At 42.7% G+C, this 18,764-nt stretch carries 18 protein-coding genes and 1 pseudogene; 14 read left to right on the top strand and 5 right to left on the bottom strand.

Annotation, left to right across the window (positions count from 1 at the left end; all coding sequences use genetic code 11):
• Positions 1-402: 402 nt before the first annotated feature.
• Entirely contained in the window at positions 403-621 is a 219-nt protein-coding gene (locus tag QUA70_RS17240; RefSeq protein WP_333410513.1) for a hypothetical protein, read from the bottom strand.
• Positions 622-1,117: 496 nt separating this feature from the next.
• Here QUA70_RS17240 and QUA70_RS17235 point away from each other — a divergent pair, with 496 nt between their 5' ends.
• Positions 1,118-1,657 (top strand): Dps family protein, encoded by a 540-nt coding sequence (locus tag QUA70_RS17235; protein WP_333205474.1) that lies wholly within the window; start codon positions 1,118-1,120, stop codon positions 1,655-1,657.
• A gap of 232 nt (positions 1,658-1,889) precedes the next feature.
• Here QUA70_RS17235 and QUA70_RS17230 read toward each other — a convergent pair whose 3' ends face one another.
• Positions 1,890-2,990 (bottom strand): glycosyltransferase family A protein, encoded by a 1,101-nt coding sequence (locus tag QUA70_RS17230; protein WP_333335950.1) that lies wholly within the window; start codon positions 2,988-2,990, stop codon positions 1,890-1,892.
• A 609-nt stretch (positions 2,991-3,599) separates the two neighbouring features.
• On the opposite strand from QUA70_RS17230, the gene QUA70_RS17225 reads away from it, so the two are divergent.
• From QUA70_RS17225 to QUA70_RS17195, 7 genes are all read left to right on the top strand, one after another.
• Positions 3,600-4,631 (top strand): glycosyltransferase family 2 protein, encoded by a 1,032-nt coding sequence (locus tag QUA70_RS17225; protein ID WP_333335947.1) that lies wholly within the window; start codon positions 3,600-3,602, stop codon positions 4,629-4,631.
• A gap of 147 nt (positions 4,632-4,778) precedes the next feature.
• The gene (locus tag QUA70_RS17220) at positions 4,779-6,230 is read left to right on the top strand and encodes an NAD(P)/FAD-dependent oxidoreductase (protein WP_333348868.1); all 1,452 of its coding nucleotides are present in this window, start codon (positions 4,779-4,781) and stop codon (positions 6,228-6,230) included.
• Positions 6,231-6,251: 21 nt separating this feature from the next.
• Positions 6,252-6,923 (top strand): nicotinamide riboside transporter PnuC, encoded by a 672-nt coding sequence (gene pnuC, locus QUA70_RS17215; RefSeq protein WP_333348866.1) that lies wholly within the window; start codon positions 6,252-6,254, stop codon positions 6,921-6,923.
• Positions 6,920-7,921 carry an AAA family ATPase gene (locus QUA70_RS17210; RefSeq protein WP_333348864.1) on the top strand — a complete coding sequence of 334 codons (1,002 nt, stop codon included), beginning with the start codon at positions 6,920-6,922 and terminating at the stop codon, positions 7,919-7,921. Before pnuC ends, QUA70_RS17210 begins: the two co-directional genes overlap by 4 nt.
• Before the next feature lie 173 nt (positions 7,922-8,094).
• Entirely contained in the window at positions 8,095-8,577 is a 483-nt protein-coding gene (locus QUA70_RS17205) for a hypothetical protein (RefSeq protein ID WP_333348863.1), read from the top strand.
• Positions 8,578-8,833: 256 nt separating this feature from the next.
• On the top strand, positions 8,834-9,961 hold the full coding sequence (locus QUA70_RS17200; RefSeq protein ID WP_333348861.1) for a hypothetical protein: 1,128 nt from the start codon (positions 8,834-8,836) through the stop codon (positions 9,959-9,961).
• Positions 9,962-10,000: 39 nt separating this feature from the next.
• Positions 10,001-10,591: a hypothetical protein gene (locus tag QUA70_RS17195; protein WP_333348859.1), complete on the top strand. Its 591-nt coding sequence runs from the start codon at positions 10,001-10,003 to the stop codon at positions 10,589-10,591.
• On the opposite strand, the gene QUA70_RS17190 is transcribed toward QUA70_RS17195, so the two are convergent.
• Positions 10,539-10,943, bottom strand: a complete 405-nt coding sequence (locus tag QUA70_RS17190; RefSeq protein ID WP_333348857.1) for a nucleotidyltransferase family protein — start codon at positions 10,941-10,943, stop codon at positions 10,539-10,541. The two genes, QUA70_RS17195 and QUA70_RS17190, sit on opposite strands and share 53 nt — an antisense overlap.
• A 165-nt stretch (positions 10,944-11,108) precedes the next feature.
• On the opposite strand from QUA70_RS17190, the gene QUA70_RS17185 reads away from it, so the two are divergent.
• The 6 genes and pseudogenes from QUA70_RS17185 (at position 11,109) to QUA70_RS17160 (ending at position 15,320) form a co-directional block, all read left to right on the top strand.
• Positions 11,109-11,363 (top strand): hypothetical protein, encoded by a 255-nt coding sequence (locus QUA70_RS17185; RefSeq protein ID WP_333348855.1) that lies wholly within the window; start codon positions 11,109-11,111, stop codon positions 11,361-11,363.
• Positions 11,356-11,499: a hypothetical protein gene (locus QUA70_RS17180; RefSeq protein ID WP_333336206.1), complete on the top strand. Its 144-nt coding sequence runs from the start codon at positions 11,356-11,358 to the stop codon at positions 11,497-11,499. Before QUA70_RS17185 ends, QUA70_RS17180 begins: the two co-directional genes overlap by 8 nt.
• A gap of 370 nt (positions 11,500-11,869) precedes the next feature.
• Positions 11,870-13,264 (top strand): branched-chain amino acid ABC transporter substrate-binding protein, encoded by a 1,395-nt coding sequence (locus QUA70_RS17175; RefSeq protein WP_333336209.1) that lies wholly within the window; start codon positions 11,870-11,872, stop codon positions 13,262-13,264.
• A 136-nt stretch (positions 13,265-13,400) separates the two neighbouring features.
• Positions 13,401-14,567 carry a branched-chain amino acid ABC transporter permease gene (locus QUA70_RS17170; RefSeq protein WP_333348853.1) on the top strand — a complete coding sequence of 389 codons (1,167 nt, stop codon included), beginning with the start codon at positions 13,401-13,403 and terminating at the stop codon, positions 14,565-14,567.
• 18 nt (positions 14,568-14,585) lie between these two features.
• A pseudogene (locus QUA70_RS17165) lies at positions 14,586-14,997 on the top strand (element excision factor XisH family protein).
• Positions 14,985-15,320: a XisI protein gene (locus QUA70_RS17160; protein WP_333316135.1), complete on the top strand. Its 336-nt coding sequence runs from the start codon at positions 14,985-14,987 to the stop codon at positions 15,318-15,320. The pseudogene QUA70_RS17165 and the gene QUA70_RS17160 overlap by 13 nt, the downstream one beginning before the upstream one ends.
• An 87-nt stretch (positions 15,321-15,407) precedes the next feature.
• Here the strand turns inward: QUA70_RS17160 and QUA70_RS17155 are convergent, their stop codons facing one another.
• Positions 15,408-16,472 (bottom strand): RNA-binding domain-containing protein, encoded by a 1,065-nt coding sequence (locus QUA70_RS17155; protein WP_333348851.1) that lies wholly within the window; start codon positions 16,470-16,472, stop codon positions 15,408-15,410.
• A gap of 162 nt (positions 16,473-16,634) precedes the next feature.
• Positions 16,635-18,764 (bottom strand): tetratricopeptide repeat protein (locus QUA70_RS17150; protein WP_333410511.1); only part of this gene is annotated, 2,130 nt, incomplete at its 5' end.

Below are 18,764 nucleotides of genomic sequence, written 5' to 3'. Positions count from 1 at the left end.
TTTGTTTTACTGAAAAAAAGAGCCTGGGTTGAACAAACTTTTGCTTGGCTCAATTTAGTATCGAGGGTTGAGCAAGGATGAGCAGCGATTACCGGCTGCCTCACAGGTCATGATATACATCTCCGTGATTCGGTTTATCGCTATTTAACAAACCCAAGATTATCTGTGTTCATGTAAGCCGATTTGAACACTAGACCTCTTGCAAAAAAAATATGTGTTATCCTTAAAAGTTTGCTCAAATTTAGGTCAAACTTTGAATTATTGGGTTGATGGGCATCTCCTTAAACTTGCCCAGCCTGCTAGATTATAAAATTGGCTAAACTTTCTATAATAGCACAAAATTATTTTGCAAGAGGTCTACTATCAAGGGTTACATCCTAGAAATGTTTCTACTTTCCCGGCTCAAACATTAAAGTAGTCTTCAGCCACTTTTGCCCTAAAGTCTCGACGGCGATCGCCCGTCTGTTTCTTGGCAGCATCCTTAAACGTCGATTGAGCGGTTGCACTCAATATCATTTCTAGCATCCCAATCACAGAGATCAATCGATTGCGCGATTTTAGATTAAAGATTAAAGAATTGAAGCATTGACCCCACGGATAAATTCGGGGGGCAAGTTTCATCGGATACAGGTTTTTTATTTCTGGACGGATGAATCCGGGGGCTTGTATCCTGGATGCTTTCGCTCAGAACTACTCATATGAGAAAATCTGTTTCCTAGCGTTCTAGGATAACAGGGTTATATTTAATTGCAAGTCCCTGATGCCGTCCTTTAAAGCAGCCCGCACAATTAAGTGTGTGGATTTTGGTTAACCTTGGGTGGGATGTTGCTTAACTTCCGCAGAAATTCCTGGATTTGTACGGGCTATCAGACTCCAGCCTTTTCCTCTAGGGGGATTGAGAGGGAAATCACCGACGGCCCAATCGCTGTGTTCACCAAGCAAAGGTGATGCAGAACAATAAGTTTTATTGCATCTATCTAAGGGTATCAATATTGCAATTACTTTAACCTGAAAAGCAGATATTTTACTAAAGTTCGATCGTCCTCTGGGTTGATGTAAGTGGTTGGGGAAATTTGTTCTAATAAATGTAAAGTTAGATTTGAAGGAACAATTTTCAATGCGTAAGTTAAACATAGGTCTATCTGACGAGCAGCGTGCAGGCGTTATCGAACTATTGAATCACGACCTGGCAGATGCTTATCTGCTGTTAATCAAAACCAAAAAGTATCACTGGGATGTAGTGGGCCCGCAGTTTCGATCGCTCCACCAGTTGTGGGAAGAACACTATCAGGCGTTAACATTAAATATCGATGCTATGGCTGAACGGGTGAGAACTTTAGGTGGCTATCCAATTGGTACTGCTGAGGGTTTTCTGAAGTATGGCTCGATTCAAGAACATATCGGCGATTTGCCTTTGGCTACGGAAATGGTAGCGCGTTTAGTTGATGACCACGAACTGATTATTCGCAATCTCCGCAAACACGTTGAACAATGCGGTGAAGAGTTTAAGGATGATGGAACCGCAGACTTTTTGACTGGTTTGATGGAACAGCACGAGCAAATGGCTTGGATGTTGCGCTCGTTTATTGAAGGGGAATCCCTGTCGCCAGACGGCCAGCAGCCACAAGCTAAAACTCCTACAGCTTCTCACGCTTAGATTGATTAAGTAGAAGGAAGAAGGAAGTTCGGCAACGGATTTTGTAACGGATGTAACGGATGTAACGGATGTCAGTCCGATGTCTGTCGCAAGAAGGAAGCATGGAAAATGGAGATTTTTTTATTTAATTCTCTTTCCTGATTCTTGAGCGAGCAACCAGGCAGAATTAAACGCCCTCTAGCTTCCTGAAAAACCCGGTTTCTTCAAAAAACCGGGTTTTTCAATGTTGGGTTTATTTAGATTTTAGATTTCCTAAACTGTTGAATCGCATTCTTTCATATACTTGCGAGGGTAACATTCTGTGAGCCTTCGTCCGCGTCTCAATCCTAGCAAGTGTCGTTCCTTCACTGGATTCAGATGCTGGTTTTAACTCTAACCCTGATGCAGGTGGCGGTGTAACTATTATTTTTAATATACTTTCTATAAAGAGCAGATACAAATTGTGTCGCAAAAGTGCCATTGATAAATCTTCTTTGAAAGCTCTATAAAGCCAAGATAATGTACTCCGGTGATTGCCGCTGCGGTTGCTTTTAACAGCTAAGTAAATGTAAAAATTGCTGCTAGACCAGCGATAAATGCTGCTACGAATTTCAGGATGTTGCTGTCGGACATCGGCCATAATTAAAGAGTGAGATTTTGCCATTGCTGCATAGTTGCTAGACATACTGCTGGCAATCTGCCGATAGCCAACTAAGTATTCTGGTACGACTTTAAATTGATAATGTTCGGCGATGCGGAGGTGAAGTTCCCAGTCTTCACAGCCTTGAGCGTTTTCTAGTTTAAGTTTGCCGTTGTAACCGCCGACTTTTGCAAAACAAAGGCGGCGGATTAGAGATGAGCTGGCATTGCCTATAAAATATTTATAAATTAATGCTGTGTAAACTTCTCCTTCGATGGTGGAGTTATAAAATCCACCTGTCAGCAAGTCTTTTTCATTTATATCAACTGACCAGGAATAGACAACTCCGACAGATGGTGCTGAGGAAGTCAGGCATTTCACTTGTTTTTCTAGGTTGTGGGGATACCAAATATCGTCGGCATCGATGGGAGCAATATATTCGCCTTTTGATTTTTCAATTGCTAGGTTGCGGGCGACGGCGACGCCGGCATTTGGCTGGTGGAATAAGCTGACTCGGCTATCTTTTTGAGCAAAAGATTGGACTATTTCGGCTGTTGTATCTGTAGAGCCGTCATCAACTACTAAAACTTCTATGTTTTGATAAGTTTGAGATAAGACCGACTCTAAGGTTTTAGCAATAAAATTGTCAGCGTTGAAAGCTGGTATGATGACTGAAACTAATGGCTGATTTAAAGTGTTTTGGGAGGTTATCATGTAATATAAAAAATGGTTTAGGTAAAAGTTTTGGTTCAAAGGGAGCTAGCTAAGGGTATGTTAGCAAATTACCAAAGCTCGATCGTACAGCGTCGGGAATTTTAAGACGTATATTTAAAAATATATATTGCCAAAAGTCATAAAATGTGCATTGAGTCCGCAGTAGCGATCGAGACTTGGTTCAGGAGTCACTCGTGGATGAGGTCGGTAAAAGAAATTGTACCGCGCAAGTGCTGACAGTTCCCGGTGCCCGTATAAAGGATGTTTGATTTTATACGGTGTGCCTACTTATAAAATCACAGTCTTGTGCGGTGCAACACAGCCGCACAAAAATGCTGCTGGTGCTTTTTCGCAAGTTTACACAAACAATCCTATATTTAAAGATTTTGTAAAGCTGTTGTCTGCATCAGGTCAGTCTCAGCAAGATATGGCGTAGAATACAGGTATGAATTGGGGAAAATCTAATCGAGAATGCCAGCAAAAAATCTAGTTGAATACAAACAGCAATCGAGTTATAAATAAAAAAGTAGAGCTAATTTTACCCTTCGTAAAGTAGCAACAATAAAATTTAAGCAAATTTGGGTTCCTGCAATTTAAATAATTTAGGTAATGATTTCTACCGCCGACCCCACTGTATCCATCATTATCCCAGTCCACAACGGGGGCGCTTACTTCCGCACCTGTTTGTCAAAACTGGCTCAAGCTGTGCCTAGACCGATCGAGATTATTGTAGTAGCAGATGGCGAAAGCGACGGTTCTTGGCGTCTGGCCAAGGAATTCGGCGCCAAAGTCATCAGGATTCCCGAATGCGGGGGGCCAGCGCGGGCAAGGAATTTGGGTGCCCAAGCTGCAAAGGGAGATATTCTGTTTTTTGTGGATGCTGATGTCGCTGTTTGTCCAGAAGCTGTGGGCTATGCGATATCGGTGTTCAAAAATAATCCCTACTTAGCTGCTTTCATCGGCTCTTACGACGATGATCCAGGAGATCCTGATTTTCTATCGCAGTACAGGAACTTGCTGCACCACTACGTGCACCAAACAGGTAACGAAGAAGCTTCGACTTTTTGGGGCGCTTGCGGAGTGATTCGCCGGGAAATTTTTTTGCAGATGGGTGGCTTTAATGAGAGTTACCGCCAAGCTTCGATCGAAGATATTGAGTTCGGCTACCGTTTGAAACAAGCAGGTTATAACATTCGGCTGTGCAAAACATTGCAGGTGAAACATTTAAAGCGGTGGAAACCTATGGGTATGGTGAAAGCTGACTTTTTCTACCGAGCACTGCCTTGGACAGAACTGATTTGGCGCGATCGCAAATTGAATAACGACCTCAACTTGCAAGTTTCAAACCGGATCAGCGTGATTTTAACTTATGCAGTCCTGCTGGCAATTTTGGGAACCTGCTGGTCGCTGAGCTTTCTGCTACTGGCTGGTTTGCTCGCCATACCACTGGTAGCAATTAATGCACCACTTTACCGATTTTTTTACCGTAAACACGGTATCGTATTTGCCGTGAAAACAATTCCGTGGCACTGGCTTTTCTACTTTTATAGCGGACTGGCATTTGCAATCGGCACTGGTCGCTACTTATACCAAAAAAAGCCCTTGACTGGCAAAGTTAGCTTGCCAGTATCCGCTCAATAAATCAAGGCAAATCGTCCTTCAACATTAGGTCGATCGATAGTTTCTCAGGGTATTTACGGGTGCATCTATCGCTTTGACAAGTTATAAATAACTGTATAGAGTTATTTATAACTGTATAGTTCGATCAAAAAGCTGGAGGTAGGCTTAGTGAAACATTATCCTGTTGCGATCGTCGGTGCAGGCCCTGCGGGCTTGACTGCTGCCTACGAGCTCGTCAAGCAAGGCATCATCCCTGTTGTACTAGAAAAAGGTGATAAAGTTGGGGGAATAGCTCGCACAGAAACCTACAAAGGCTATCGTTTCGACATTGGGGGCCACCGCTTTTATACTAAAGTTGAAGCCGTGCAGCAGTTGTGGCAAGAGGTACTGGGAAATGAGTTTATTAAAGTGCCGCGATTGTCGCGAATTTTTTATCGAGGTAAATTTTTTAACTATCCGATCAGTGCCTTCAATACTCTCTTTAATTTGGGCATAATTGAGAGTACGTTGATTATGTTGAGCTATCTGAAAGTTAGAATTTGGCCACTTAGGGAAGAAAAAACTTTTGAACAGTGGGTGATCAATCGTTTTGGCGAACGCTTGTATAAAACATTTTTTAAGACTTACACGGAAAAAGTTTGGGGTATTCCTTGTTCTGAAATTCAAGCAGATTGGGCGGCGCAGCGGATTAAAGGATTGTCCCTGACGACAGCAATTATTAATGCTTTGTTTGGCAGCAACGACACTAAAACATTAATCAAAGAGTTTGATTATCCGGCTTTGGGGCCGGGGATGATGTGGGAAAAGTTCGCGGAAGCTGTGGAGAATAAAGACGGCAAAGTTTATCTGGATACTAAAGTGATTAGCTTTGAGCGTGAAGGTAATAAGATTAAAAGTATTACTGCGGAGCAAAACGGAGAATTAGTTCAATATTCGGCGGATAATTTCATTACGAGTATGCCGATATCGGCACTGGTAGCAAGACTGAAACCGCAGCCGCCCGAAGAGGTATTGCACGCCGCGCGATCGCTCAAATATCGAGATTTTTTGATTGTATCACTGATTGTCGATCGCAAGGATTTGTTTCCTGACAACTGGATTTACATTCACTCCCCCGAAGTCAAAGTGGGACGAATTCAAAACTTTAAGAATTGGAGCGCCGCTTTAGTTCCCGATGCCAGCAAAAGTTGTTTGGGAATGGAATATTTCTGTAGCGTAGGCGACGAGGTTTGGGAAATGTCAGACGCTGAACTTATCGAATTAGCAACTCGCGAGTTGGTTGGTTTGGGGTTAGCCAAAACTGCCGAGGTTGAGGATGGAGTTGTCATACGGCAGCCCAAGGCTTATCCAGTTTATGATGGCGAATATCGAGGACACTTGCAGGTACTTGAAGGTTTTGTGAAGGGAATTGAGAATTTGCAGACGATCGGGCGAAACGGTATGCACCGATACAACAACCAAGACCATTCCATGCTGACGGGAATGCTGGCTGTGAGAAATATTCTCGGCGAAAAGCACGATTTGTGGGATGTGAATACTGAGCGATCGTACTATGAAGACTTTAGTGTCGATCGCTCAAAAGAAAAGAAGGATTCGGATTTGATTTCGCAGTCAATATAGCCAGCCGAGATAGGGATTGCCATGAAAAAAGCGAACCTGCCAAACTTAATCGGCTTCGCAGCAAGCATCTTCGTGCTCCTGCTTTCTGTGCAGTGGTTTGTCCCTATCCAACTCGACTTAATCGAAGCGATAGCCGCGATCGCTTCTGCTTGGAGCGTTTGGCTGCTTGCTAAAAACAATCCCCTAGGCTGGTGGATCGGCTTAATCGGAGTTATCGCCTACGCTGCGGTGTTTTATCAAGTTAAACTTTACGGCGAAGTTGCGATTCAATTTTTCTATTTAATCACGAGCTTGCGAGCAATTTATATTTGGCTGCAGGGCGGCGAAAACAGCACAGAAAAACCTGTATCTCGCATGGATCAACGCTGGCTCATCCTCACCGCAGTCTTAGTTACAGTTGGCGTATTTGGCTTGCGAACAGTATTAGTATCTTTGGGCGGTGCAGCACCATTTTGGGACGCCCTAACCACCATCTTAAGCGCGATCGCCCAGTTGTACCTGATGGAACGCTATCTCGAAAGCTGGTATTTGTGGATTGTTGCAGACACGATTTACGTTCCCTTGTATGCCTCGCGCGGGCTATATCTGACGAGTATTTTGTACGCAATTTTTTGGTTGATGGCAATTCACGGACTGCAAAATTTTCAGCGTATTTACTCAGAAAAAAAGTTAAAACAGCAGCAATCTTTATGATACTCGGTGTTACTGTAGGCAAATTTTACCCCTTCCACAAAGGACACGACTACTTAATTCGAGAAGCTAAAAAAAAGGTTGACCGTTTAATCGTTCTCGCCTGTTACAAGACAAATCAAGCAGTTGCAGGAAGCGTTAGAGCCGAGTGGATTCGGTTTTTGCATCCCGACGCCGAAGTTATCGAAGTGCTCGACGATTTGCCGGAAGCCCCCGAACCTTGGGCTCAGAGGACTCTAGAGGTGCTTTCCGGGCGAAAACCCGATATCGCTTTTACTTCCGAAGATTACGGCGAAGCTTGGGCAAAACTGATGGGAGCTCAACACTGTGCAGTCGATCGCGAACGGCTCAAATTCCCGATTTCTGGAACGCAATTGCGATCGCACCTAGCCGAACACTGGCAAATGCTGACTCCCCCAGCCAAAGCCTACTTTGCCAAACGAGTCTGCGTGCTGGGTGTAGAGTCGAGCGGCACGACTACCCTGGCGCGATCGCTCGCACAGCACTATCAAACTGCTTGGGTTCCCGAATACGGCAGGTGTTACTGGGAAGGCAGGCAATATTCGCCCGATACTGAAATTTGGGACAGCTATGAATTTGTAGAAATTGCCCAGAAACAAGCTGCTATAGAAGACGATCTTGCTACTCGCGCTAACAAAGTCGTTATCTGCGATACAGACCCTTTAGCTACTTGTATTTGGCACAAACGTTACCTTGGTTCGGAACACCCGATGGTCGAGCAAATTGCAGACAGCCGCCGCTACGATTTGTATATTTTGACTCAGCCGGATTTCGGGTTTGTTCAGGATGGAACGCGAGAAAGCGAACATTTACGGATGACTATGCACCAGCAGTTTGTTGAGGTTCTTCAGAATAAAGGAAAGCGGTATATTACTGTCGCAGGAGCGCACGAGTTGCGAATGTTGGAGGCTCTGCGGGCGATCGATTCACTGTTGGTGTTTGAACCGTTAAAGGAACGTGAGTTCGACAAGATAGAATAATTTAAATTGCTGAGCATTGTTGCTAGAACCGCATCTTTTCTATAGCTGTAGGGTGCGTCGCTATGAGATAACTGCATCAGGCAATAATTTTCATAGCGACGCACCATATGTTAGGATCGATTCATTTAGAATAGCCGATATGGGTGGTTAAAAGGATTGCAGGGAAACGATTCATGAAACTCACGGATTTGCCCCAAGATGTTCTCGATGATTTATGTCAGGATCGACAGTGGCGATTAGATATCGATCCAGGATTTGACAGCAAACACGAATTTTGGATGGCGTGGCACCATTTTCTCAAGTTACCGGAGCAATCCTACTTTGAGATCGCCGAAGATAGTCTGGCAGATTTTCTCACAGTTGAAGAGTATAACCTGCTGCTGCCAGTGCCGCGATCGCACCATGCCAGCATCCATCCCATTCGATTGATTCCGAGTGCTGACCAACAGACACTCACCCTGTTTCTTCAGGACTCTTACCATCGTGATTGGTTCACAAAGCCCAGCGATGCCCGTTATGGATTTCTGGCGATCTGCGATCGCTATCAGAAGTTTGGTTGCGATTTCTATCTTGCCAGCTATTATCATTTCGCTTACCTCCTCGGAAAGGATTACGAAGTGGCTGTAGCGATTCTTACTCAGAAATTAGCTAGCTAGCACAGTCATCCCGCTCGATCGTGACTTCGGGAAGCGGAAGAGTGATTGTCCTGATATAATATACCTAATTCCCGGCTTGGGATGTTGTACCAAGGTTATCTGAAATCCGTAAAAAGTGTAAACTCTAGCCTTTCTCAAGTAGATAGGGTACATAAACAAAATCGAAATTCCTAAAACGATAGAAAACATTTTGCACCTCATGCTGTTGATAAACGCTATAGTTACTTGAGTAAAAAAATTATCTAAGGAAGTAGAGATGAAAGACAAATATTTAAGTAGTCAGAGCAAAGAAAAGCCTCAAATCTGTGCAATCGATTTAGATAGAGAGATTGTTGAAGCTTTAGGATCTAAAGGTTTACATTGTTTTTCTGGCACATTAGGCTCTCAAGTTAAAGTACCAAACTACGACCGCTATAAGTCACATGAATGCCTACTAAACTTTGATTTTCCGCCAAATCTTCATGAATACGACATTATAATTGTAGATTTGCAAGATCGAGAGCCTATTGAATACATTGAGTCTGAACACACACACTCATTTTTTAAAGGAAGTGAGCAAACGGTCTTATCAAGCAGATATCCTCAAACCATATTCGATCCACGACCACTATCATCAAGTATTTTACGAGAAAATTTAGGAGCCTTCTTTGCTAAAGAAACTCTCACTATTGTTTTTTGTTCGGTCGATGAGATATCTACTTATTATCCTATCAACATAACTCATAATAACAATTATAATTGCGAAGTCATACAAAAGTCATTATACGAATTTATGCCGTGCTTATCAAAAAAATATAATAAAAGGGGTAAAAATGTTGTAGTTTCAGATATCGGTAAAGATTTAAATATTTTTCTTCATAAATATAGGAAAAATTTTATTTATGAGATTGTATTTCAGCATCCTACACAATGGTTAGAGGATGACCGGAAGTCGATGCCGAGAAAAGATTTCATTCCTCTATTGCTAAATTGTAGTAATGAAATAGTTGGGTTTATTGATTTTTCGTTAGAGACATCAGTAGTTTTGGCTTTCCCTCAATTACATGATGGTAAGAAGGAATTTCTGATTGAACTTATTGATGAGCTATTGCCGGGGTTATTTCCTAGGATTTTTCCTTACTCTGAGCAGTTTTCTTGGTTGAAGTTAGAGAATTATCTTCTCCCAAATCAAGCCGATCTTGTGGCTAGAAAGGCAAAGCTAGAAGATGAATATAAAGCAGCTTTGACTGAGATAGAAGAAGAGTTACAAAAAAACCGAGCAAAATATAAATTTCTACATGATTTAATAACTGAAACAGGAGATTCGTTGGTTAAAGCGATTGAAGATTTTTTCATTTGGGTGGGTTTTGAAAATACAGTTAATATGGATGAAACTCACCCATAAATCAAAGAAGAAGATATTCAGATTACTTTAGAAAAAGGCTTGCTTGTTATAGAAATTAAAGGTATCGGTGGTACTTCTAAAGATAGTGAGTGTTGGCAAATAAGTAAGATTAAGAATAGAAGAGCTAAAGAGCGCAATAGCTTGGATGTCTTTGGCCTCTACATAGTCAACCATCAAAGATATCTTCCTCCTATTGAAAGGAAAAATCCTCCCTTTAGCGAACAACAGATTGCTGATGCTCAATCAGATGAAAGAGGATTGCTTACAACCTATGAGATTTTTAAGTTGTACTCCTATATTGAAAAGGGCTTCATAACAAAAGAAGATGCTAGGAATTCTTTGTTGAAATATGGGCTTGTTGAGTTCAAGCCATCAAGCTCCAGTCGGCTTGGATATCCTCTAGAAGTTCACCGCAAGGGTGAAGTAGTAATACTTAATATTTCCAATATTACTGTAAATAAGAGTGCATCAATTATTGTCTGTAATGACGAGGGTTGGTTGAGAGCAGAGATACTAGAAATTCAGTTAAATAATCAAACAATTGAATCTGTTTCGGAAGGTGAAATAGGTGTGAGACTTAGCAGTAGGGTACTGAAAACATCTGAGTTGTGGCTGGAGAATACAAAGTGAAGCACTCTCCCGATCGCCCGCTTGCATAAATCACTTGATGCGTTTTCAAAATGTTCGATCGCAGATAGGGATTTTCTAACAGCTTTTTTTCCACCAGATCTACAGATCGCTGAAATAAATGCTCTATCTCCTCTTGCATACCCAATAAATGAGACAGCGTGAGGCGGTGCGATGGATCGTAAGTAACTAATACATCCACATCACTATCAGGGCGAAAATCATCCCGCAGCACCGAGCCAAACAGGGCAAACTCGACTATGTTCCAGCGCTGGCAAAATTGCGCGATCGCATCTAGAGAGACTTTTAAGCGATCGCTCACTACATATTCTAAATCCGCTTGTAACTCAATCATGGGCGAGTCAACCTCAGACTACAAAATTCAGAGAATCCAAGCATTGCTATAGCAGCCGCTAATTTACCACACTTGAGCATCCCAGACACATTTAAGTTTTCGATGCAAACAAAATTTACTAGACTTACTGATAAGATGAGAGGAGCTAGATTGAGAGGTCATCTTATGTCGCCGATAAAACAACGCCTTCTAGAAGCGATCGAACGGACTCCTGAATCGCTTTTAGAGCAAACCCTGACATTCCTGGAATTTTTGACCAGTCGGACACAGACCGCGCTCGCCCCAGACTTCGACTCGGATTTTGACTCAGACACCGACTCCAACGACCAAATCCTCGCTGACCTGAAAGCCTCCCTCCACCAAGCCAAAGCGGGACAAACCTTCCCCATTGAGGATCTCTGGGACGGCATCAATGTCTGAGATGCCAGTCCAACTCAAATTCACGGCACTTTTCAAACGTCGCCTCAAAGGACTCGCTAAAAAGTATCGCCAAATTCAAACCGATGTTCAGCCCGTCCTCGATGAGATTATCCAAGGAAACTTCATCGGAAACTAGATTGCAGGCACCCAATACACCGTTTACAAAGTCCGGGCTAAAAACAGTGATGCCCAAGTTGGTAAGAGCGGTGGCTATCGTTTGATTTATCAAGTTGAATCACCGACTCAGGTTGTTTTACACCTGATTTACTGGAAATCAGAACAAGCAAACGTCTCGGCCGAGGAAATCCAGACTGCGATCGCACAATACCACGCAGAACCAGGCGAATAAGACATTTTTCAAGTCTAAACTTTGGATATCGCCGACATTGATATCATATATGGCCCAAGTCCCGACCTTCTTGCTGCAGCAGTGTATCTTTGAGAGTTGACACAAATTTTTTAAACTTGTGCTAACTCTTGACTACATACTGACTAGAGTGAAAAATATGCAAAAACGCAAGCAACAAACGAACCAACCTATGAACTTTTCCCAGAAGTCAGGGGGCAAAAGTGCCACATCCCCAAAAATCAACTCAACACACAATCTCGGCTTGGGAGGATTGCAGAAATTACTTTTTGCCGCCGGAATAGCCTCTCTGTGCGCTAGCTGTCAAAATCCTCCAGCACCCACCGCCACAACTCCCGGAGGCAGCCCCGGAACCAGTCCTGCAGCCACTCCCGTCGCAGTCAGCAGCCCCGGAGACCCAAATACTGTCAAAATTGTCTCCATGCTCCCCATGACAGGCAGCGCCTTGGGTCAAGCTCAAACAATGGTCAACGGCATCCAACAAGCCCTCGCCGAAACCAACTCCAAAGCTTGCGACGGCAAAATCCAAATCCAATACGAAGTTTTCGATGACGCCACCGCCGCCGCCGGCAAATGGGACCCGGCCCAAGTAACGTCGAACTCCAACAAAGCCGTAGCTGACGGTTCGGTAGTTGCCGTCATCGGTCACTATAACTCCGGTGCCGCCAAACTTTCCATTCCCGTGCTCAACCAAGCTAACATCGTCATGATCAGTCCGGCCAACACTTATCCGGGACTGACGAAACCAGGAAAAGGCGAAGCCAAAGAACCCAACGTTTATTATCCCGCTGGCACTCGTAATTTCAGCCGCGTTGTCCCCGCTGACGACCTTCAAGGTGCTGTAGCTGGCAACTGGGCGAAATCTTTAGGCGTGCAAAAAGTCTACATTCTCGACGATCAAGAACTCTACGGCAAAGGCATCGCTGATGTTTTTGAAGCAACTTCTAAAAAGTTGGGAATTCAAGTCCTCGGAAGAGAAGGAATTGATATTAAAGCTAGCGACTATAAGGCGTTAATGAATAAGATCAAAGCTTTAAATCCCGACATGATTTACCTTGGAGGCACTACTCAAAGCAATGCCGGACAAATAATTAAAGACATGAGAAATGTCGGAATGACGCCTGAGGCAGTTAAGTTCATGGGGCCCGACGGCATTAAAGAGCAAGCTTTAATTGACGCGGCAGGCAAAGATGCCGAAGGAATTTACGCTACTTTTGGCGGCTTGCCTCCTCAAGAATTGACTGGTGCGGGTGCGAAGTGGTACGAAAGTTACAAGGCAAAATATAATGCTGAACCCGAAGCTTATGCAGCTTACGCCTATGAAGCTGCTAAAGTTGCGATCGGCGCAATTAATAAAGTTTGCAAAAATGACCGCGCTGCTATCCGCGAAGCTGTCTTGGCAACTAAAGATTTTAACGGGGTACTCGGCACTTGGAGTTTTGACACCAACGGCGACACGAGCTTGACTACAATGTCAGGAAATGTTGTTAAAGGTGGCAAGTGGGAGTTCGTGAATGCGCTCAAGACGGAATAATTAATCAGAAGGAAGAGGGAAGTTCGGCAACAGATTTTATAACGGATGTAACGGATGTAACGGATATCGGGAAGAAGGAAGAAGGGATAATAAAAAATTATGCCTTTTTCCTTCTTCCTCCAAAGTCCCATGCCCGATGCCCAATTCCCAATTCCCGATTCCCGATTCTCGATTTCCAATTCCCAATTCCCCATTCCCAATTCCCAATTCCCAATTACTCAAAAACATGAAGAACTGGAAAAGTATTCTCTTCTATCTAGGTGTAGTTTATATAGTTTTGCTATTAGGCCCGATCGCAGGATTTGATTTGCCCAAAATTATTGGCGAAATAATCCGCAGTCCTGAAGTTCTGATTCAACAATTGTTAGTGGGTCTGGTCAACGGGGCGCTGATTGCAATTATTGCTTTGGGTTACACGATGGTTTACGGCATTATTGAGTTAATCAATTTTGCTCACGGCGATTTGTATATGTTGGGCGCTTTTGCTTCGCTAACTGTGTTCGGAGCTTTTGGGATTCAAGACGGTACACCTTTAAATATCGCAATACCGGTGATGTTAGTCGCTTTAATTGTATGTTCGTTGTTTTGTGCTGGACTGAATATTGTTGTCGAAAAGTACGCTTATCGGCCTTTGCGAAATGCTCCCCGTTTGGCTGCTTTAATTTCGGCAATTGGAGTTTCTTTTATTTTCCAAAATATGGGGCTGTTTTGGGGAGGATTGAAAGCTTTTCTTCCGGTGATGGGTTCTAATTCTGCTGCTCCGAAAAGTTTTCCCGATTTGTTACCGCGAGTTGATATTTTCAAAAGTTTGGGAATTCAAACGAGTATTGTATTTACTACAAAAGATTTAATTGTGTTGGTGGTGGCGGTTGTATTGATGGTTTTGCTTCATGTTTTTGTGCAATACACTCGTCTGGGAAAGGCGATGCGGGCAACGGCTCAAAGCCGCGATGCTGCTAAAATTATGGGAATTAATGTGGATCAGATTATTGCTCTAACTTTTTTGATTGGGGGAGCTTTGGCGGGTTCGGCTGGGATTCTGGTTGGCCTGTACAACAATACTATTGTTTTTACGATGGGGTTTACGGCGGGTTTGAGGGCTTTTACGGCAGCGGTTTTGGGGGGAATTGGCAATATTGTCGGGGCGATGTTAGGAGGGGTTTTGATTGGGTTGCTTTCGTCTTTGAGCGATCAGTATTTGTCGAGCCGCTGGACTAATGCTTGGGTGTTTGGGGTTTTGGTGGTGATTTTGGCTTTTCGGCCAGGGGGTTTGTTGGGTGAGAATGTTCAGGAGAAGGTTTAAAGTTGCTGGGTTGAAAAAATGGCAAAAGACATTTATCATTATCAAGTAAGGACTGCTTTAGAAAAGGATCGGTGGATAATTACAGACGATCCTTTGACTCTGCAATTTGGTTCGCAGTGTGTTTGTGGATTTGGGAGCTAAAAAGCTGCTAGCAGCCGAACGCGATGGACAAAGAATTGCAGTTGAAATCAAAAGTTTTGTCGGCAAATCTCTAGTAAAAGATTGGGGAAATGCGATTGGGCAATACATTTTGTATTTGAAAATAATATCGAAAAAAGAACCAGAGCGTACCCTATATCTTGCAATTACTGAAGAGATTTATATCAGCTTCTTTAATGAAGATATCGTACAAATTGTACTGACAGACGGAGTAATAAAAATTATCGTTGTCGATACTATTCAGGAGGTTATTACCAGATGGATAAACTAGACAAATACCGCGACTTAATTTATAAAATTCTGTCGTACTATGCCAGCCTACCGTACAGATACGCCGAGATTAATAACAAAGTCATTGTTAGCGAAGACCGCAATGATTTTTTATTGATGAGTGAAGGCTGGGAGGGCCAAAAGCGACTTCACTACTGCCTCGTTCACGTTGAAATTCGCAACGGCAAACTCTGGATTCATTATGACGGTATTGAAGACGGCATTACCGATGAATTACTGGAGGGTGGCGTTCCTGAAAATTGCATTGTTTTGGCATTTCATTCGCCGGAAGTCCGCAAACATACCGGATTTGCGATCGCCTAAAATATACGCTTGCGAAAAATATCACACCCAAATCCCCGACTTCTTCAAGCAGTTGGGGATCTAAAGTGCGATCCAATGCTACCCAAGTTAAGATGAAAGTTGAAGGTGATTATAGAATTCTTGGGCATCAAGAGATTTTGATGTATTACCTGCTCGAATATAAAATTCCGAACCTTTTTTGCTCTTGAAAAAAACTGGTTTGGTTGACTTTTTTACATCAATGGCGCAAACATTTTTACCTTCAATGATTTCAAAGCGAGTTTTGATCAGCTGTGTAAAGGTATTACCCATCCAATTGCCGACTAAGTGTATGATTGTCTGCTCAAACTGATCCTGATTTCCTTGGGAAAGTAAGGAGAAATCTTTCTCTAAGCCAAAAATATTGCCATTATTTTCCACACCAATAATTAATGTTCCTCCTTCACTGTTTAGGAAGGCAGCAATAGTTTTCAAAATGTTTATCCTAAGATCCTCGTTCTTACGGTCTTGGTTGACATCCCATTGAAAAGTGCTTTTGTATTCTAACCTAGAACTTTCAGGCAACTTTATCAGCTCAGAAATAGAACGCAGATCGCCAATTTTTCGGATTGTTGTTAAAAAGAGGCGGAGTTGCCGTTCTTCAATTCGTTCATTTAAAGTTTCCTCTGTATCTGCTGCATCAATAACCGTTTTGTTAATCACAGCAATATACTGACCCCAATAATTTTGTTCTAGTGTTTCCAGATTCTCGGCGATCCATTGTTCGTTTTGGATATTACCCCAACGGTTGAAATACGCGATCGCATCTTGAATCGACTCATGTAAAATATCAAAAATATTCCCTTTCATATTTTTGGAAATATAGTCCCATGCCTCCATTTTGAAAGCTTTTCGACAATCGCTCACTGTATCGTTTGCTGTCAAAATAATGACTACAGAAGAAAGATTTCGAGCTTTCACCTCATTGACAACAGCAAAGCCACTGTCGTCCTGCTCCATTCGCATATCTGCAATAATCACATCGAAGGGAGTCTTCAACTTTTCCTTTGCCTCGGTTACGCTCGTTGCGGTTTCAATATGCTGATAACCAAAATCGTTCAACCATTCCAGCAACTCACTTAAAAAACCGGGGTTGTCCTCTACGACCAACAAATGAACGTTTTCAGTTTGCATCTTACCTATTCTCTCCCTCAGTAAGTGGGTACAAATAAATCTAACATGGACCTGGCGGGTTTTGCAGAAATAAACTCGCTCTTAATATAGACCATAACTAAACTCGCCCCTTCTATTTTTAAAGAGGCCGCCGAGCGAATGTTATTGTTTTTTTTGTCTTACCTACTTATAGGGAATATGAATTTCAAATCTGGCTCCGTTATACCCAGTTTCACGGATGTACCCATTCATCTTGATCAAGGTTTTACGAATAATGAATAGCCCTAAGCCACTGCCTTTTCCTTCCTGAGAGGTAGTTCTTAGAGGTTGAAAAATCCAGTCTTTCTTATGTTCGGGAACCCCTTTTCCATTATCAGAAAAGGTAATTAACAGGTATTTCTGCTCACCAGGCATCGTTCTTCCTCTGATTTCGGGTGGATTTATGACATCTTGAGAAGTGATGCGAATGGCTAGATTATGCTGATTTGAATTGTATTTGAGGGAGTTTTCTACAAGTTCATTTAACGCGCTTTTGATTTTTTCTTCATCTCCATTGAATTCGGAATCACCGTTATGAATGTCTAGAAAAATTTGAGCACCATCGAGTATAGGTATTGTTTCCCATTTTTCAAATAGCTTTTTCACCTTAAAGCGATGATTTTTGATGGTGATACCTTCGTTAATTGCTTTCAAGTCACTGAGGGCAGTTTGGGTCAATTCTAGTTGCGTCAATAACTTTTCAAATTGCGAATAGTGAGGTGCACTGGGTTGCAGCTTCCGCATTACTCGTCGCGTTTTAGACTCAATTATAGCAAGCTGATTATTGACGAAATCAGAGATGTTATGGGCTGTTTTAGAAATGACTTCCAGGATGCGGCGATAGTCATCATGAGGAATAGTTTCAATTTTAAACTTTTGCGCTACCCGTCGTCTATCTACCTCTGCAAAGACATCCTCAATATCTTGAATGATGCCACTTAGCAAGGGATCTTTCTGTTCGGAATGGCGCACAATTCGATAGGCAATCCCTTTGAGGATGCTGATCTCATTGGCGATTTTGTGATACATCGCCCGGTTCAGCCTTTCGGTATCACTCAGCCAAGTTTGGGTGTCAGTTGTGAACATATCAAAATAGTCTTCCTCACTGAGATTTAAAGTTAGCATCTCCAGTGCCTGAGCATAGCGTGGAGAATCTTCTTTAATCTGCCGCAGCAGTTCAACTGCTGTTTCGCTATAAGGATTGGTGGCAAGAATACTTCTGGAAATGTATAGCAGGGTTCGCTCTTTGTCATCGGTTCGGTCTTTGCCATCCGAAAGGGCGATGGCTGCCTTGAAATATTCTTTACCTTTCTCTGGTTGCTTAATTTGGTAGTACATCCTACCTAAGTTGACTCGAATTACATTAGCTTGGTATGGAGTAAGAGCTTCAATTTTGATAGCTTTTAATTGGTCGATTGCCTCTTGATGTTTACCTACTTTCTCTAATACCAGAGCATATTGAAAATCAAGATAACTGCTGAGCGTCCTAGCATTTTGAGGCTTAATTTGAAGGGATAGCTCAAAGTATTGTAAAGCCTTCTCATATTGACCAGTTGTAGCTAAAGTATGGGCATAACAACTCAGCGTTCTTGGATGATTAGGTTCAATCTGTATCGATCGCTCAAAAAACTGCAAAGCTTGATCGGGATGACCATTTGAAGCCAAAGCATTAGCATACCGACTAAGTGTTATCGGAGCATTAGGTTCAAGCTGTAGCGATAGCTCAAAGTATTGTAAAGCCTTCTCATACTGACCCGTAGAAGCTAAAGCATTAGCATACCGACTAAGTGTTATCGGAGCATTAGGTTCAAGCTGTAGCGATAGCTCAAAGTATTGTAAAGCCTTCTCATGCTGACCCGTTGAAGCTAAAGCATTAGCATACAGATTAAGTGTTATCGGATCATTAGGTTCAAGCTGTAGCGATCGCTCCAAGATTTGAACAAGCTTCTCATGCTGACCACTTGAAGCCAAAGCAGTAGCATACCGACTAAGTGTTATCGGATTATTAGGTTCAAGCTGTAGCGATAGCTCAAAGTATTGTAAAGCCTTCTCATGCTGACCACTTGAAGCTAAAGCAGTAGCATACCGACTAAGTGTTATCGGAGCATTAGGTTCAATCTGTATCGAGCGCTCCAAGAATTCCAAAGCCTTCTCATGCTGACCCGTAGAAGCTAAAGCAGTAGCATACAGGTTAAGCGTTATCGGAGCATTAGGTTCAATCTGTATCGAGCGCTCCAAGAATTCCAAAGCCTTCTCATGCTGACCCGTAGAAGC

The sequence above is a fragment of the Microcoleus sp. LAD1_D5 genome (assembly GCF_036702115.1).
Lineage (GTDB): Bacteria > Cyanobacteriota > Cyanobacteriia > Cyanobacteriales > Microcoleaceae > Microcoleus.
This window is presented reverse-complemented; position numbering and strand designations above follow the sequence as displayed.

Bases quoted from the DNA above. Each gene is read 5' to 3' on its own strand.
- QUA70_RS17210 (WP_333348864.1), top strand. From the start codon at position 6,920: ATGATACTCGGTGTTACTGTAGGCAAATTTTACCCCTTCCACAAAGGA.
- QUA70_RS17175 (WP_333336209.1), top strand. From the start codon at position 11,870: ATGCAAAAACGCAAGCAACAAACGAACCAACCTATGAACTTTTCCCAG.
- QUA70_RS17230 (WP_333335950.1), bottom strand. From the start codon at position 2,990: ATGATAACCTCCCAAAACACTTTAAATCAGCCATTAGTTTCAGTCATC.
- QUA70_RS17180 (WP_333336206.1), top strand. From the start codon at position 11,356: ATGTCTGAGATGCCAGTCCAACTCAAATTCACGGCACTTTTCAAACGT.
- QUA70_RS17155 (WP_333348851.1), bottom strand. From the start codon at position 16,472: ATGCAAACTGAAAACGTTCATTTGTTGGTCGTAGAGGACAACCCCGGT.
- QUA70_RS17160 (WP_333316135.1), top strand. From the start codon at position 14,985: ATGGATAAACTAGACAAATACCGCGACTTAATTTATAAAATTCTGTCG.
- QUA70_RS17240 (WP_333410513.1), bottom strand. From the start codon at position 621: ATGAAACTTGCCCCCCGAATTTATCCGTGGGGTCAATGCTTCAATTCT.
- QUA70_RS17170 (WP_333348853.1), top strand. From the start codon at position 13,401: ATGCCCAATTCCCAATTCCCGATTCCCGATTCTCGATTTCCAATTCCC.
- QUA70_RS17200 (WP_333348861.1), top strand. From the start codon at position 8,834: ATGAAAGACAAATATTTAAGTAGTCAGAGCAAAGAAAAGCCTCAAATC.
- QUA70_RS17190 (WP_333348857.1), bottom strand. From the start codon at position 10,943: ATGATTGAGTTACAAGCGGATTTAGAATATGTAGTGAGCGATCGCTTA.
- pnuC (WP_333348866.1), top strand. From the start codon at position 6,252: ATGAAAAAAGCGAACCTGCCAAACTTAATCGGCTTCGCAGCAAGCATC.
- QUA70_RS17235 (WP_333205474.1), top strand. From the start codon at position 1,118: ATGCGTAAGTTAAACATAGGTCTATCTGACGAGCAGCGTGCAGGCGTT.
- QUA70_RS17185 (WP_333348855.1), top strand. From the start codon at position 11,109: ATGTCGCCGATAAAACAACGCCTTCTAGAAGCGATCGAACGGACTCCT.
- QUA70_RS17205 (WP_333348863.1), top strand. From the start codon at position 8,095: ATGAAACTCACGGATTTGCCCCAAGATGTTCTCGATGATTTATGTCAG.
- QUA70_RS17225 (WP_333335947.1), top strand. From the start codon at position 3,600: ATGATTTCTACCGCCGACCCCACTGTATCCATCATTATCCCAGTCCAC.